This window comes from Arabiibacter massiliensis, assembly GCF_902386925.1.
Lineage (GTDB): Bacteria > Actinomycetota > Coriobacteriia > Coriobacteriales > Eggerthellaceae > Arabiibacter > Arabiibacter massiliensis.
Genome location: NZ_LR698996.1, coordinates 1,434,012 through 1,449,040 on the forward strand (window position 1 = coordinate 1,434,012; position 15,029 = coordinate 1,449,040).

The following is a 15,029-nucleotide window of genomic DNA, read 5'->3' on the forward strand; positions in this document are numbered from 1 at the left end:
CCCGTCCGTCGCGCCTTAGCGGCCCGCGCGGTTCTGGCGCAGCCACTCGTACATGCAGGCGGTGGAGGCCTGGGCCACGTTGAGGGAGGCCACCTCGCCCTCGAGCGGCAGCTTCGCCAAAAAGTCGCAGTGCTCCATCACGAGGCGCGAGATGCCCTCTTGCTCGTTGCCCATCACGAGCGCGATCTTGCCCTTGAGGTTCACGTCCCACATGAGGTCCGAGGCGTGCTCGGTGGCGCCGGCGATCCAGAAGCCCTCGTCCTTGAGGCGGCCCATCGTCTGCACGAGGTTCGACACCTGCGCCACGGGCACGTGCGCGATGGCGCCGGCCGAGCTCTTGTAGGTGGACGCCTCCACGTGCGCGCTGCGCTTGTTGGGGATCACGATGCCGCACGCGCCCACGGCCTCGGCGCTGCGCGCGACGGCGCCCAGGTTGCCCGCGTCGGTGATGTGGTCGAGGATGACCACGAGCGCGCGGCCCTCGTCGCGCTCGGCCGACTTGGCCGCCGCGTCGATGATGTCGCCGATGCCCACGTAGGGAAACGGCGCGGCCTTCGCCATGACGCCCTGGTGGCTGCCGCGGTCGGACTTGGCGTCCAGGATCTTGCGCGGCACCTTCTCCACGTCCACGCCGGCGCGCTTCGCCTTGCGCAGGATGTCCTCGATGAGGCCGTCCTTCTGCACGTTGTCGGCCATGAGGATGCTCTTGATGGGCACGCCCGTGCGCAGCGCCTCGATGACGGGGCGCTTGCCCTCGATGAAATCAGCCATGTTCCCCGATCTTTCTTCGCCTGCCCGCGTCGACCCTGGAAGGCATCGCACGGTGCGTTGTTGTTGCAGCCAGTATGCCAGATGGGGACGCGGGCGAGGGCATCAGCGCGGGTTTCTTCAGCGTATCGCCATGCGGGCGGCCTCAGTCGCGCTTGTCGCGGTTGCGGCGCCAGCGGCCCCGGCGGCGGCGCTCCTTCTGCGCGGCCGTAGCGTCGCCGCCGTGCAGGAACACGCCGGCCGCGATGCGCTTCGCCTTGCCCAGCCCGCGCGCCACATGCGGTGTGAGGTCGGCCTCGTCGCGCGTCCTCCAGTCGAAGTACACGCTCCAGTAGCGCAGGAATACGACGGCGAAGACGCAGGCCACGCCCGCCAGGGGAAGCGGCGCGCCCGCGTAGGCCATGGCGACGAACACGAGCGACCCGCCCAGGCCCGCCACCGCGTAGAAGTTCGACTGCTGGAAGATGCCGGGGGTCTCGCCCACGCAGATGTCGCGCACCGCGCCGCCGCCCACGGCCGTGATGGCACCGAGGATCACCGACAGCACGAAGCCCTCGCCGAACGAGAACGCCTTGGATGCGCCGGCGAGCGCGAACAGGCCCACCGACAGCGCGTCGGCGAAGAACACCGTGGCATCGAGGTGGCGGAACAGCCCGCGGAAGTAGAACACGAACGCGCAGATGGCGATGCAGATGAGGATGAGGTCGGGATGCGAGGTGAAGTACACGCCCTTGTCCTGCATGAGCATGTCGCGGATGACGCCGCCGCCGTACCCCGCGACCAGGCCGAGCACCACCGTGCCCACGATGTCGAGCTTGCGGTCGCACGCGAACAGCGCGCCCGTGAGCACGCCGACGATGACGGAGAAGTAGTCGATGCTCCACGGCACCGTGAGCACGTCGGTGTCGGCGAACAGCTGCTGCAAGGCGGTGGCGTCCATGGGCTCCTCGGAAAGGTTGTGCGCGGGCAGGGGCATTATACCCGTTGGCGGCCCTCCCGTCGCGCCGCAATTCATATATGACTTGCATGATCATGGACAAAATCGCGAGCATTCCCTAGATATTGGGCTGCGTTGTGGTGCGAAGAAATGGTGTCAACGTATCACCCCTGATAGAGTCTTTGCAAAATTGGTTGCACCATTTTCAGGATAATGAAAACTCGCTTTTTTGTCCGCGTCGACGCTCGGGAGGCTCCTCGCTGCACGGAATTTGCGGCTGTGCGAGCTGTTAGCCTAAGCTAACCCGATTCATCCCCTCCAACAAAACGCGCGACCAGGGGTTTCTTCAACCGAACGCGCCTCCCGCAGCAGTTAACCATGGTAAACAGCTCGCACAGCCGCAAATTCCGTGCAAACAAGAAAAATCGAGCGCGGCGAGAGAAACGGCCCGTCCCGAATCGGCGACCGGCAGCTTCTTTTCGCGCTTCCCGGTCATCCCGTCATACACCCCCTATAGAAAAAACGCTCCGGAACGCAAGCGCCCCGAAGCGTTAAAAGCGTTGCCGCTTTTTATTCAAAACGCATCCTAGCACGACCGAACGACAATCGCCAACTAAAGCAGGATCTTCGCTCCGAAAACACGGCTCAGCGCGTGAGGCGTGTTTTCGGAGCGAAGATTGCGGCGCGCGAGGATTGCTCGGAGCCGGAGGGCTATCCCAGCTGCGCGCGGTGCCAGCGGAGCAGAACCTCCTCGAGGGCGAGCAGCGCGGCGAAGTAGCCTTCCGGCGCTTCCTCGGCCACGCGGGCGTGCAGCTTCCCCACCCAGGCGAGCGGATGCGCATCGATGAACTCCGCGATCTTCCGCGCGCCCTCGGCGTCGGGCTCCGCGTCTTGGCGGGCACACAGGGTGGACAGCAGCAGCAGCTCGATGCCCATGTGGTCCTCGTACTGGTTGTTCTCGTTCTTCACCTCGAGGCCCGCCTCGCGCAGAAGCTGGCGCATCTCGAAGGTGGGCTGGCCGAACCCCACGGTCACATCCTGGCCGCGGTGCATCGTCTCCCACGGGGCGGCGGCGGGCTTCGGCGGGCCGACGAACAGGCGGGTGAACTCCACCGCGCAGCGCTGGGCCTCGTCGCCGCCGGCCTCGGCGCGCTCGGCCGCGGCCTCCGCGTAGCGCAGGCACCCGGCGACGGCTTCGGCTATGCCCTCGTCGAAGGTGGGGAACCCTTCCCAGAACGCGGGGTCCAAGCCCACCGTCGGCGTCTGCGTCATGGGCTTCAACAGGGAGTTCCCGATGAACGCGTAGGCTTCGGACAGGGTCTTCCAGGGGATCTCTTCCGCCATGGGACGAGCTCCTTTCTTCGCGGATGCGAGCCTTGCTTGAAAACGTTTGGCGCATAGCATACCGCACCGAGCGCCCGGCGCCCGCCACGCGGCGGAGAACCGCGCGACGGGCGCCACCGGACGGCGTAGCGGCGCTACGCGGCCTCGCCTGCAGCCGGCGAGGGAACGGCGCGCGTCGCGTCACGGCCGACAAGCAGCCGGCGCGCCAACACGATGAACGCGAGCGCCCCAAGCGACACCACGCCCACGGCCACCACGATCTCCACCCAGGTGGGAGCGTACGTGCCGAGCATCGCCCACATGCCCGTCCCGCCCTGCTGCGCAGCCGTCGTGCCCAGCGACACGCCCGGCGCGCCTGCCACGTTGAACTCGACGAACGAGGTGAGCAAGAGCCACACGCGCTTGAAGAACACGCCCGCCACCACGAGCACGCTCGCCGCGGCCACCAGCCCCATGCGCGCGCGGTTCTTCGAGAACACGAGGATGCAGAACGGCACGAGCAGCCCGGCGACGATCTCGAACCAGAAGAACGGGGCCGTGGCGCCCGTCGCCATGATGGCAAGCGTCTCCGCACCGGCGGCGCCGGGATAAGCCATGGTCAGCACCTCGCACCCGATGAAGAAGGCGTCGATGGCGATGCAGGCGGCAAGCAGTCCGGCCAGCTTGGACAGGAGCCCTTTCTCCACCTTGAACCAACCGGCTTTGTCCAGGCCCATGAGCGACAAGATGAGCAGCGCCAGGCCGGAGTCCATGGCGCTCACCACGAACAGCGGCGCCATGATGGCCGAGTACCAGCCCTCGCGCGCCATCTCCAGGCCGAAGATCCATGCGGTCACCGAGTGCACGAGGATGGCCACCGGCAGCGCGAAGCGGCTCACGACGGCCACCTTGTCGGCCGCGCCCGGCTTCTTCGAGGTCATGAAGCGCAGGTAAACGATGTTGATAACCAGGTAGAGCATGATGACGCAGATGTCCCAGAACAGCGGCGATGCCGGGCTCGGCCCCGTGACGATGCGCCACACGCGCTGGATGCCGCCGAGGTCGATGAGCACGAACATGCCCGCCACGCAGATGCACACGGTGGACAGGATGACCGCGGGCAGCGCCACCTTCTTGTAATCGGCCACATGGAACACCGAGGCGGACGAGGCCACGATCAGGCCGCCGGCCGACAGGCCCACGAAGAACATGAACATGGTGATGTAGAGGCCCCACGACGTGCCGTTCGACATGCCGGTGACGCCCAGGCCGTTCGCCAGCTGGTAGATCCAAGCGGCGATCCCCGCCGCCGTGAGCGCGCCGAGCACGCCGGCCGCGGTCTTGAATTTCGCAGAGGTTCCCATAATACGCACCTCCTCCTTAGTTGAAATAGTAGATTTGCGGACGGGTTCCCTGCTCGGGAAGCAGGATGTCGGCTTCCTTCTCGCGCACGACGCGCGAGATCTCGCTGTTCGGATCGTCGAGGTCGCCGAAGATGCGGGCTTCGTACGGGCAGTTCTGCACGCACATCGGCTCCTCGTCGCGGTCGGTGCGCTCTTTGCAAAGCGTGCACTTCTCCACCACACCCTTAGTTCGAACCGGCACGGAATCGTCCCCATACGCGAAATCGGGCTTGAACGCCGGGTCGTTCCAATTGAATACGCGCGCGTTGTACGGGCACGCCGCCATACACATACGGCAGCCGATGCACTTCTCGTAATCGACCTCCACGCGTCCCTTGTCGTCCTTATACGTGGCTCCGGTGGGGCACACGCGCAGGCATGCGGGGTTCTCGCAGTGCTGGCAGGCTATCGGAAGATAGGTTCGTGACAGGCGCGGATACGTCCCCACCGCCCCGTCGAGCACATCGGCGCCTTCGGTGATGACGCGGTTCCACATCATGCCATCGGGGACCCTGTTCTGCATCTTGCACGAAAGCGCGCAGGTTTGGCATCCGATGCAGCGCCTTGTGTTGATGGCTATTCCCAAACGAGTCATAGTCGATCACCTATGCCTTTCGCACTTCGACGAGGGTGTCTTGGAACGCGATGCAGGTGCCCGCCTGGAGGATGTCCTCCCGGGGAGATAGATCGTCGTTCGTCAGCTCTTGGAGGTTGCCCTTGATCATGTGCCTCGTCCAAAGGCCCTCGAATATCCTCGTGCATCCAGGACGGACGATCTCGTTCGCCGCCACCTTCACCTGCATCGACCCGCGATCGTTGAACACCTCAACCACGTCGCCTGCAGAAAGACCGCGCGCTTCCATGTCGACGGGGTTCATTTCGATATGGGGCTCGTAGAATTGCTTGATCCAGGCCGCGTCACAGAACATGCTGTGAATCTGGAACTTGGTTCTGGCCTGGTAGAATTGCAGCGGGTACTTCTGGCGCAGAGCGTTTCCTGAATGCACTTCTTGCGGGTCTTCGTAAACCGGGAGCGCTTGCCCTGCTTCCAGGCGCTTTTCCAGGTACACGTCGAATCTCCCTGAATCAGTCTTCGCAACCTGGGATGCATACGTCTCGCGGATCTCGTCGATGCCAGGAAGCGGGAGTACGCCTTGATTGTCCAGAAGGCTGCGCAGCGTCATGCCCTTGAGCTTCGGATCCGTCGATTGGGCCAGTTGGTACTCGCAGAACTCGTAGGAGCTCTTCGGCAGGACGCTCTCGGGAATGCCCATCGTCTTGGCCAGCAGGCGCTCTATTTCCAGGTCGGGCTTGCTTTCGAACAGCGGGTCTAGCACTTTACCCTGCGCGAGCACATGGCCGTACGCCACTTTGAGCGACTCGACCTCCTCGGAGGTCTCGAACTTGGAGCACGCCGGTAGGACAATGTCGGCCCAGTCGGCACTTGTCGTATGGTAGATGTCGATGTACAGGATGAAGTCGAGGGTGTTGAGCCATTCTTTGGTGACGTTCATGTTCGCGTAGTGCTGCTGGAACATATCACCCAGTGCGACATAGGCATGCACGCCGTTGTCTTCGTATCGCATCCTGTAGGAGGCCATTTCCTGCTTCGCGACCTTGTATTCCTTGGGCAGTTTCCAGGCCGCCAGCTTGGCCGACCAGCCGCTGTAGTTGCCGCCCACATGGACACCGACACTCGCGCCCGGCTTACCGTAGTTGCCCGTCAGCGCTGCAAGCACACCTGCCGCATGGCCGCAAATGTCGGAGTTCATGTACTTGTCCGACCCGCCCCAACCAAGCGAGATGGTCGCGGGCGTTTCGAGCGCGTAGCGGCGCGCGAGGTCCTCGATCGTCTCGACAGGGATGGACGTTTTCTGCGATGCCCACTCCACGGTGAAGCCGTTGTCCTTCTGGCTTTTCTTCAACAGTTCGAACACCGTTGTATACGTAGACCCATCGATCTCGTACTGCCCGGTCAGCGCCGGGACTGCTGTTTCGGATTCGAACAGGACAGCGGAGCCGGACACCGTATCCCACACCATGAAGCCGGGTGACTTCTTCTCATCGGTATTCGCGCCGGAAACCGTATCGCCGTAGGCCACCCAAGCCGTCTGACCTTCTTCGCCCGCCGAATCGCCCTGCGCGCGGAGCAGCTTGCCCGTTTTTGTGTTCACCAAGAACGGGAAGGACGTACCCGTCTTCATCGAAGCCTCATCGTACCACTCGTTGTCCAGAATGCAGCTGATCATCCCCTGGAACAGGGCCCCGTCTGTACCGGGCTCGATGGGAACCCACTGGTCGGCCTTCCCGGCCGTGGTGGTGAAATGCGTGTCCACGGAAATGATGGTCGCGCCCGCTTCCTGAGCTTCGAAGAAGTTCTTCGCCGAAGGGACGCTCGACTCGAGGAAGTTCGTGCTGGCAAGGATGATCGTCTTAGCGCGGCACCAATCGCGCGACTCACTCGTACAGATGACGAACGAAGATGAATCCCCGATCATCGGCCCCAGCCCGTTACCCACACCGATATCGATGCCCGTCCTGCCATCCTGCTGCGCGTTAAAGATCTGCTTCAGATGCGGATAGCGAACCTTAACATCGGAGGTGCCAGCGACAACCACCGCCTCTTTGCCGTATTTGCTCCAGACGTCACCGAGGTTCTTCTTTATTTCCTCCAGCGCTTCGTCCCAGCTGATTGCAACGAATTCGCCCGAACCGCGTTCGCCAACGCGCTTGAGCGGGGTCTGGATGCGCGCCTCACTGTACACGTGCTCGATTTCCGATATGCCGCGCACGCAGGCGATGCGATAGCGCTTGTCGTACGACTCTGCATCGTTGGGCTCGATGAGCGCGAGCCGCCCGTCCCTCACCGTACACTTCAGCGAGCAGTGCCCGGTGCAGTGGTTCTGGTGGAACGTGTAGCCAACCGTCTCCTCCGGCTCGGCGTGCGCCTCCGTTGGCGCGAGCCAGGTGTCGGCCGCGGTCATGCCGGCGGCGCCGGCGAGGCCGAGCGCGCCTGCTGCAGCGCCCGTCGCCTTGAGAAAGCCCCTTCTCGTGAGCCCGCCGTGCGGGTTGCTGGTTCCTGACATGAATCCTCCTCAAAGATGTCGTCAGGTTATCCCCGTTGCGCCGGCCGCGCGGTCCTCACACCGCTCGATCGGCATGCCTCGTACGAGGACACCCCCTGTTTCCCCGTGAGAATCGGCCAATTCCACTGGCTTCACTATACAAAATTATCCTATGACAATCAAGGATTGTCATAGGATAATTTTCCGCTGCATTATGCTACTTTGCGGATAGTTCATCGCCCGCCCCTGTTACGATGCATTCGCCGGCACCTGTTTCACGTGAAACAATCAGGTATCCTAGCACAGATGTTTCATATGAAACACCGCAACGCTCCCCTACCCCTCAAGGCGCTCCTCCAAAAACTCGCGCATCGCCGGCATGTCGAAGTACCGGCCTTTTACTAACTTTTGCAAACTTTTTCGTTTTTTGCAAACTTTTGCAACTTTTGCATAAGCGACTGAACTGGGCTTTATCGCTATCGAGTCCTTGGTCAGACCATCCAAGCCGGCACGATGAGCGTGTCCGCATCGAGGGCGCCGAACGCTTCGGCCATGCAGACGATCGCCCCTCGCCCACGTGGAACCGGGCTCTTGTCCAGCGTCGCGAACGAGCGCGCCATCCCCAGGTTGGGCGAGGCCGTCTTCTTGATCTCGATAGGATGCAGCTCGCCATCGGACTCCAGCACGAGGTCGATCTCCTTGCCATCCTTGTCGCGATAGTAGTACAGCGGCGTGTCGAGCCCCGCGTTGAGGAAGCTCTTGCGAATCTCCGACACGACGAAGTTCTCCATGAAGGCGCCGCTCATCGCCCCCGCCTCGAGGGTCTCGGGTGTGAGCCAGCGCGCCAGGTGAGCCACGAGCCCGCAATCGTGGAAATACAGCTTGGAGGCTTTCACCGTGCGCTTGAGCTGGTTGTTCGAATAGGGATGCAAGGAGAATACGATGCCCGACTTCTCGAGCACGCCAAGCCACGCCTTCGCCTTCTCCGAACGTATGCCCACGTCCTCAGCGATGGCCGACACATTGAGCATCTGCGAGCAGCGGGCGGCGACGGCCCTCATGAAATCCATGAACTGCAAGGCGTCGACGTCGCCCAGCAGCTTGCGCACGTCCCGCTCTATGTAGGTTTGGATGTAGCTGCTGTAGAAGATGTTCAGATTCGTGTACTTCCCCGAGAGCACGCCGGGCATGGCTCCCTGGTGCATCGCGGTGAAAAGCTCGCGCGGCGTCCTCGGCGGCATCTCCTTCGCGCGCTCCTTCAGCGTCGGCAGGTCGAGCGTGAACGGGCCGCCGGGTTGCCGCTCCACCTCGCGCTGCGAAAGCGACGAGAGCGGCAAAATGGCGATGCGCCCCGCCAACGACTCTCCCGCAAGCTCCATGAGGCGGAACTGCTGCGAGCCCGTCAGCCAGAACGAGCCGGGCTCGCAGCCGGCGTCGATCATCTTCTTCATCTCGATGAAGAGGCCGGGGGCGTACTGCACCTCGTCGATGAGCACCGGCGGCTCGTGGAGCTGGAAGAACATCGCGGGGTCGTTCACGGCAAGCTGGCGCGTCGCAAGGTCGTCGAGCGTGACCGCTTCGAGAGTGAGGCCGCGAGCCTTGACGATATGGTCGAGCAGCGTCGATTTGCCCACCTGACGCGGGCCGGTCACCAGCAGGGCGGCGTACTCGTCCGCAACGCTGCCAACCAGAGGCTCCATCTCACGAGGGATGTACTCCACGGTCGCTCCCTTCGGCTATTTTACACGTTGGGTGTATTTTAGCCGAACCTATGCAGCGGGACAACTCGAATAGGCCTCGCGATGACCAACCGTTGCCCGAAGCCCTACGCCCCGGGAGCGCGCTTGAGGGCGTCCTTGGCGGCGTCGCCGAGCACATCGCCGAAGCCCTCGCTGAAGGAGCTCGGCACCACCACGGTGCCGCCGGTCTCGCGCACGCTCTCGTAGAGCAGGTGCATCGCGCGCAGGCGCAGCGCGGCGTCGTTCTTTGCGTAGGCGTCGCCCATCTCGCCCATCATCTCGCAGATGTCCTGCTCGGCCTCCATGAGGATGATGCGGGCCTTCTTGCGCTGCTCGGCCTGAGCCTCGAGCGACATCACGTCCTGCAGCTCCTTGGGCAGCAGGATGTCGCGGATCTCGACCGACAGGACGGTGATGCCCCAGGGCGCCACCTTCTCCTCGAGCGCGCGCTTGAGCTCGCGGTCGAGCTGCTGGCGCCGGATAGCCACCTCGGCCGCCCCGCCGCGTCCGATGGCGTCGCGCAGCGCGGTCTGGGCGGCCAGCTCCACGGCGCGCGTGAAGTCGCCCACCTCGGTGCAGGCGGCCTTTGCATCCCACACGTGCCAGAACAGGACGGCGTTCACGTCGAGCGGCACGAGGTCGGCCGTGAGCGTCTCCTCGGCGCCGAACGTGGTCACGCGCACGCGGCCGTCCACGCGCATGGTGTTCTGCTCCACGATGGGCCACGTCCAGAACAGCCCCGGCCCCGACACGCGGTCGAACTTGCCGAACCGCAGCACCACCACGCGCTCCCACTGCTGCGCGATGTGCACCGACATGGTGGCGAGCGCCGCCACCACGAGCGCGCAGACGATGCCGACTGCGCCCAGGGAGCCCGCGACCAGCTGCCACGCGGCGAGCACCAGGCAAAACGACACGAGGAACACCACGGCCGAGAACAGCACGACGCCCGTGCTTGAGGCCCGCTCCCCCACCACCTCGGTGCCCGCGTCCGGAACCACGGCGAGGCGGCTTCCCCGGGCTGCCGCCTCGCACTCGCCCGCCGAGGCCGATCCTGCGTTGCGCTTCTTCGCCATGCCCTCACGCTCCCGTCCGCGCCGAACGCGCCTTCGACCCGACGTCAACCGTCACGATGCGCCCCTTGCCCGCCTCGGCCGCCTCGCCCGCATCGAGGCCCTCGTGCACCTTGATCTGCTTCACCTTGAGCGCCATGCAGCGCTGCACGTCGTCGAGAGACATCCCCAGGTCGCGGCAGGCCGCCACGCAGTCCTCCATGATGCCGTCAACCTCCTTCGCGAACTCCTCGTCCACCTCGGCGTCCAGATCGCGCACGAACACGCCGCGGCCGCGCGTGGACTCCAGGTACCCGTCCGAGACGAGGCTCAGGTAGGCCTTGTTCACCGTGTTGTAGTTGATGGAGATCTCGGACGCGAGGCCGCGCACCGTGGGCAGCTGGTCGCCGGGCTTGAAGTAGCCGGTGGTGATGAGATAGATGAGCCGCTGGCGCAGCTGCACCCACAGGGGCACGTCGGTCGTGGTGTCTACTTCGAACGGAAACATCGTCTCACCTTGCATCTCTCTTCGCATCCTCGCGCGTCGTCTCGTCCACTTCCCCGCCCTGCATCAGCCGCCCGCGAACGCGAGCAGCGGCCGCATGCCCGCCTCCACCACGCAGTACCGCATAATCAGCCCGCCGACCAGCACGCAGGCCGCGGCCGCGAGCGCAATCCCCGGCATCGGCCGGCGCGCGCGGGCGAGCAGCACGTCGAGCGCGAACGGAACCGCCAGCCCCGCAGCCGCGAACCCGCCCCAGAACAGCCACGCCAGCTCGCCCGACACGAGCGTCGCCGCCGAGGCCGATGCCGCGAAGGCCGACGGCGTGTCGGCCGGGAAGCCCGACCCCGCCCGCGCCGCCAGCACGAACGCCGCCGCAACGAGGGCCTCGACGACGACGATCCCCGCATCGACCGCGACAAGCCGCCGCATCGTCGAGCGGAACACCATCGCAGCACCCGAGAGCTGCGCCGACCCCAGCACGAGCGCGATGCCGCACGAGGCCGCCGAAAGCACGAACAGCACGGGCACGAGCAGCGGCGTCCACAGGGGCACGGCTGCGAGGCTCTGCAGCAGCAGCCCCGTGTAGGCCATCGCCACGAGGGCCGCTGCCGCCTCGACGGCGCAGAGCACGCGGAACGTCACGACACTCCACGAGCCCGCGCCCGCCCAGGCCAGCCCCAGCGCGCACCCCAACGCGAGGCACGCCGCGAGCGACCAGGCGCCCACGGCCAGATGCGTCCACGCGGGCTGGGCGAACAGGAGCACGGCCCGGTCGATGCTGCCCACGTCCGCGACCAGGCACGCCACGCCGCCTGCGAGGGCGACGAGGGCCGCGGCGAACCCGGGCGCGAGCAGCCTGCGATGCGCCGGGGACGGTCGCAGCCGCTCGCGCGCGCCGACGGGCGCGAACGCGGCGGCGCGCGGCACGAAGAGTCCCATCGCGGCCAGCACGAGGCACGCCCCCGCGCCCGCGCCGCCGAGGAACAGGTACCCCACGGCCAAGTCGCTCAGCATCCGTCCCCCTTCGCCTTCGCCCGCCGCTTCGCCAGCGAAAATCATAGGATAATTCTAACACGCCCGCCACCCGAGGCATAGCGGCAAGGCACCCTGTCGACAACGGCACCGGACGCTCCCGCTGAACGCATTGTCGCCCTCTTGGAACCCTCGCTCCATGGAGATTCCCACACATTCGGCGCTTTTTCGCCGCCGCCGGCCCGCCGGGCGCGGACGAACGGTCATACTGGGCAGTCGCTTCACACGAAATTCTTTCTCTTCTCTTCGCGCGTTCGCAGATAGATGGCAGAAAGCGGCTCGAGTTAAGCGCAATGCACGCCGCAAGGTGCGGGTGCGAACGGAAGCGCGCAGGGCGCGCACGAAGAGAATGGAAACGAATATGTCCAACTTTGCCGAACTCGGCTTGTCCGAGGCCGCGCTCGCGGCCGTCGAGCGTCTGGGCTACGATGCCCCCACCCCCGTGCAGGAGCAGGCCATCCCGCTGGTCCTCGAGGGCCGCGACCTCATCGCCGCCGCCTCCACCGGCACCGGCAAGACCGCCGCGTTCCTGCTGCCCACCCTCTCCACCCTGCCCCGCGGCAAGCGCGGCAAGCGCGCCCCGCGCGTGCTGGTGGTGAGCCCCACCCGCGAGCTCGCCCAGCAGATCGCCAAGACCGCCATGCAGATCTCGCGCAAGACCGGCCACTTCGTGACCACCGTCTTCGGCGGCACGCCCTACGGCCCGCAGATCAACGAGATCCGCCGCGGCACCGACGTGCTCATCGCCACCCCCGGCCGCCTGAACGACCTCATGGAGAAGGGCGTCGTCGACCTCAGCAGCATCACCACGCTCGTGCTCGACGAGGCCGACCGCATGCTGGACATGGGCTTCCTCCCCGCCGTCACCACCATCGTGGACGCCACGCCGGACAACCGCCAGACGCTGCTGTTCTCCGCCACCATCGACCAGTCCATCGAGAAGAACCTCGGCTCGCTGCTGAAGGACCCCGCGGTGGTCGAGATCGCGCGCAAGGGCGAGACGGCCAAGACGGTGGCCCAGTACATCATGCCCATCAAGAACTTCAACAAGCCCGAACTTCTGGAGGCCGTTCTGCGCGAGAAGGGCTCCGAGCGCATCATCGTGTTCGCGCGCACGAAGTTCCGCACCGAGGAGTGCGCCGAGACGCTGTGCCGCGCCGGCTTCAGCGCCGAGTCCATCCACTCCGACAAGTCGCAGGGCCAGCGCAAGCGCGCGCTGGAGAACTTCCGCCGCGGCAAGACGTCCATCCTCGTGGCCACCGACGTGCTGGCGCGCGGCATCGACGTGCCCGACGTCGACCATGTGATCAACTTCGACCTGCCCGACATGCCCGAGGACTACGTGCACCGCATCGGCCGCACGGGCCGCGCGGGCGAGGAAGGCTACGCCATCTCGTTCGTCACCCGCGAGTCCAACCGCACGCTCAAGGACATCGAGAAGCTCATCGGCAAGGAGCTGCCGCTGATGGATCTCGAGAGCTACAACCTGGACCCCTCGCTGCTGAAGGGCGGCGCCAAGGGCAAGGGCGGCCCGCGCAAGAGCGGCGGCTACAAGGGTTCGAAGCCCAAGGCCGCCTACCAGGGCTCGCGCGACAACCGCCCTTCCGCGCACAAGGGGCCGCGCCCCGAGCGCTCGCAGGACAGCCGCCCCGGTCGCGCGACGCGCAGCGAGGGCCCGTCGAAGAACTACTCGAACGCCGCCAAGCGCGTGACCTCCTCCAAGAAGGGCGCGCCCGCGCAGTCCGGCGCCAAGAAGCGCTCCAACCGCCCGAACACCTACGACTACAGCCGCTTCGCCAAAGCCGACCGCTCCGCGTAAAGCGCTAACGAAGCAGCTTGACAAAAAGGACGGACCGCCGAGGCAGTCCGTCCTTTTTGTTCTCGGTCGTGGCGAGAATTTGCGGCTGTGGCACGGATCGGGCGGGTTTCGGGCTCCCGAGACGCCGCGTGCCCAGCGTTTGCCCAGGTCGCCGATTTCGCGAACTCGCCGCGCGTGCCACAGCCGCAAATTCCTGCCGTGAGGTCGAGCCCGGCGCTTCCGCCGACCTCCTACCGCCCTTCCACGCTGCCCTCCACGTCGATCGGGGCGTTCTTGGCGGCGGCCTTCGCGCGCTTGCGGTCGCGGCGCCAGTGCGACAGGCTCCACACCAGCCATTCCACGAGCGGGATGGTGAGGAACGCCACCCACGCGGGATGCGGCGCGTTGTCGACGAACGCCATCCAGCAGAACCAGGCCACCACGCCGATGGGATACGCGCCCGACACGAGCGGCGCGATGCGCTTGCGGCCGATGGCGTGGCCCACCATGTAGTACAGCGGGATGGTGAGGAACAGGAACAGCCCCATCGCCCACGCGCCGTTCAGGATGCCGAGCAGCAGGTACACCACGATCACCACGAGCGGGTACGGGAACTTCACCCACGACTTCTCGAACGCGCGCAGGTAGTGCTTGCGCACGGGGATGGTGCGGCCCACCTCGTCGCCGTACTTGGCGCGAGCGTCGTCGAGCGTGTCGAAGCGCTCGCCCTGCACCGTGTAGCCGCACGGCTCGTTCCAGCGGCCCTCGTCCTCCCAGCCGTGATGGTACTTCGCATGCGCGTCCTGCCAGCTGTCGAAGTGCTCACCGTTGATGATGACGTCGTCGCCGTCGATGAGCACCTCGTCGTCGCCGAAGCCGTTGCCAGGGCTCTTCACGTGCACGCCGTCCCAGCCGACGTGCACCTCCTCGCCCTTCTTGGCGTCCTTCACGTGCACGCCGTCGCGCCACGACACGTGCACGTACTCGTCGCCGTCCTCCACGTGGATGCCGCCGAAGCCGATGCGCACCTTGCCCTTCTTGTCGGAGGACTCGGGCTCGCACGCGGGCTCGCCTGCGTCGGCGGGCTCGGCCGGAGCGGCGCCGCGCTCGGCCGCGCGATCGCTCGCCTCGAACGCCACGTCGTCTTTGATGGCGTCGTCCACGTACAGCAAGTCGTCCAGCGACACGCCGTAGAGCTGCGCGAGCGCGATGAGGTTGTCGGTGTCGGGCGAGGACTCCGAGCGCTCCCACTTCGACACCGCCTGCCGCGACACGCCCAGCTGCTCGGCAAGCGCCTCCTGCGACAGCCCCGCCTGCTTGCGCCGCGCCGCCAAGCGCTCTGCGATCTCCACGTTCATAGTTCCGCACCCTTTCTCGTTTCGTCCATCTTAGCTCACCGCCAACACT

12 protein-coding genes are annotated in these 15,029 nt (G+C 65.6%); 1 reads left to right on the forward strand and 11 read right to left on the reverse strand.

All coding sequences use genetic code 11. The features are described from left to right. Positions 1–15: 15 nt before the first annotated feature. The 10 genes from rlmB to nrfD (FX134_RS06300) form a co-directional block, all read right to left on the reverse strand. Positions 16–771, reverse strand: a complete 756-nt coding sequence (rlmB, locus tag FX134_RS06255; protein ID WP_080799192.1) for a 23S rRNA (guanosine(2251)-2'-O)-methyltransferase RlmB — start codon at positions 769–771, stop codon at positions 16–18. 142 nt (positions 772–913) lie between these two features. Beyond that, on the reverse strand, positions 914–1,744 hold the full coding sequence (locus tag FX134_RS06260) for a trimeric intracellular cation channel family protein (RefSeq protein ID WP_232050860.1): 831 nt from the start codon (positions 1,742–1,744) through the stop codon (positions 914–916). Between the two features lie 672 nt (positions 1,745–2,416). Next, on the reverse strand, positions 2,417–3,049 hold the full coding sequence (locus tag FX134_RS06265; protein WP_080799196.1) for a TorD/DmsD family molecular chaperone: 633 nt from the start codon (positions 3,047–3,049) through the stop codon (positions 2,417–2,419). Positions 3,050–3,183: 134 nt separating this feature from the next. After that, positions 3,184–4,392, reverse strand: a complete 1,209-nt coding sequence (gene nrfD, locus FX134_RS06270) for an NrfD/PsrC family molybdoenzyme membrane anchor subunit (RefSeq protein WP_080799199.1) — start codon at positions 4,390–4,392, stop codon at positions 3,184–3,186. A gap of 16 nt (positions 4,393–4,408) precedes the next feature. Continuing rightward, entirely contained in the window at positions 4,409–5,026 is a 618-nt protein-coding gene (locus tag FX134_RS06275; RefSeq protein WP_080799203.1) for a 4Fe-4S dicluster domain-containing protein, read from the reverse strand. Positions 5,027–5,036: 10 nt separating this feature from the next. Next, complete coding sequence (locus tag FX134_RS06280; RefSeq protein WP_080799207.1) at positions 5,037–7,517, reverse strand: molybdopterin-dependent oxidoreductase; 2,481 nt, start codon at positions 7,515–7,517, stop codon at positions 5,037–5,039. Between the two features lie 470 nt (positions 7,518–7,987). Beyond that, positions 7,988–9,217 carry an ATP-binding protein gene (locus tag FX134_RS06285; RefSeq protein ID WP_172623401.1) on the reverse strand — a complete coding sequence of 410 codons (1,230 nt, stop codon included), beginning with the start codon at positions 9,215–9,217 and terminating at the stop codon, positions 7,988–7,990. A 104-nt stretch (positions 9,218–9,321) separates the two neighbouring features. Then, positions 9,322–10,311 (reverse strand): slipin family protein, encoded by a 990-nt coding sequence (locus FX134_RS06290; RefSeq protein WP_080799215.1) that lies wholly within the window; start codon positions 10,309–10,311, stop codon positions 9,322–9,324. A 4-nt stretch (positions 10,312–10,315) separates the two neighbouring features. Continuing rightward, on the reverse strand, positions 10,316–10,795 hold the full coding sequence (locus tag FX134_RS06295; protein WP_080803832.1) for a GntR family transcriptional regulator: 480 nt from the start codon (positions 10,793–10,795) through the stop codon (positions 10,316–10,318). 63 nt (positions 10,796–10,858) lie between these two features. After that, positions 10,859–11,806 (reverse strand): NrfD/PsrC family molybdoenzyme membrane anchor subunit, encoded by a 948-nt coding sequence (gene nrfD / locus FX134_RS06300; protein WP_080799217.1) that lies wholly within the window; start codon positions 11,804–11,806, stop codon positions 10,859–10,861. Between the two features lie 379 nt (positions 11,807–12,185). On the opposite strand from nrfD (FX134_RS06300), the gene FX134_RS06305 reads away from it, so the two are divergent. After that, positions 12,186–13,643, forward strand: a complete 1,458-nt coding sequence (locus tag FX134_RS06305; RefSeq protein WP_080799220.1) for a DEAD/DEAH box helicase — start codon at positions 12,186–12,188, stop codon at positions 13,641–13,643. 230 nt (positions 13,644–13,873) lie between these two features. Here FX134_RS06305 and FX134_RS06310 read toward each other — a convergent pair whose 3' ends face one another. Then, complete coding sequence (locus tag FX134_RS06310) at positions 13,874–14,980, reverse strand: helix-turn-helix transcriptional regulator (protein ID WP_080799223.1); 1,107 nt, start codon at positions 14,978–14,980, stop codon at positions 13,874–13,876. Between the last annotated feature and the right edge of the window lie 49 nt (positions 14,981–15,029).

Coding starts and splice junctions, on each gene's coding strand:
- rlmB (WP_080799192.1), bottom strand. CDS start 771: ATGGCTGATTTCATCGAGGGCAAGCGCCCCGTCATCGAGGCGCTGCGC.
- FX134_RS06260 (WP_232050860.1), bottom strand. CDS start 1,744: ATGCCCCTGCCCGCGCACAACCTTTCCGAGGAGCCCATGGACGCCACC.
- FX134_RS06265 (WP_080799196.1), bottom strand. CDS start 3,049: ATGGCGGAAGAGATCCCCTGGAAGACCCTGTCCGAAGCCTACGCGTTC.
- nrfD (WP_080799199.1), bottom strand. CDS start 4,392: ATGGGAACCTCTGCGAAATTCAAGACCGCGGCCGGCGTGCTCGGCGCG.
- FX134_RS06275 (WP_080799203.1), bottom strand. CDS start 5,026: ATGACTCGTTTGGGAATAGCCATCAACACAAGGCGCTGCATCGGATGC.
- FX134_RS06280 (WP_080799207.1), bottom strand. CDS start 7,517: ATGTCAGGAACCAGCAACCCGCACGGCGGGCTCACGAGAAGGGGCTTT.
- FX134_RS06290 (WP_080799215.1), bottom strand. CDS start 10,311: ATGGCGAAGAAGCGCAACGCAGGATCGGCCTCGGCGGGCGAGTGCGAG.
- FX134_RS06295 (WP_080803832.1), bottom strand. CDS start 10,795: ATGTTTCCGTTCGAAGTAGACACCACGACCGACGTGCCCCTGTGGGTG.
- nrfD (WP_080799217.1), bottom strand. CDS start 11,806: ATGCTGAGCGACTTGGCCGTGGGGTACCTGTTCCTCGGCGGCGCGGGC.
- FX134_RS06305 (WP_080799220.1), top strand. CDS start 12,186: ATGTCCAACTTTGCCGAACTCGGCTTGTCCGAGGCCGCGCTCGCGGCC.
- FX134_RS06310 (WP_080799223.1), bottom strand. CDS start 14,980: ATGAACGTGGAGATCGCAGAGCGCTTGGCGGCGCGGCGCAAGCAGGCG.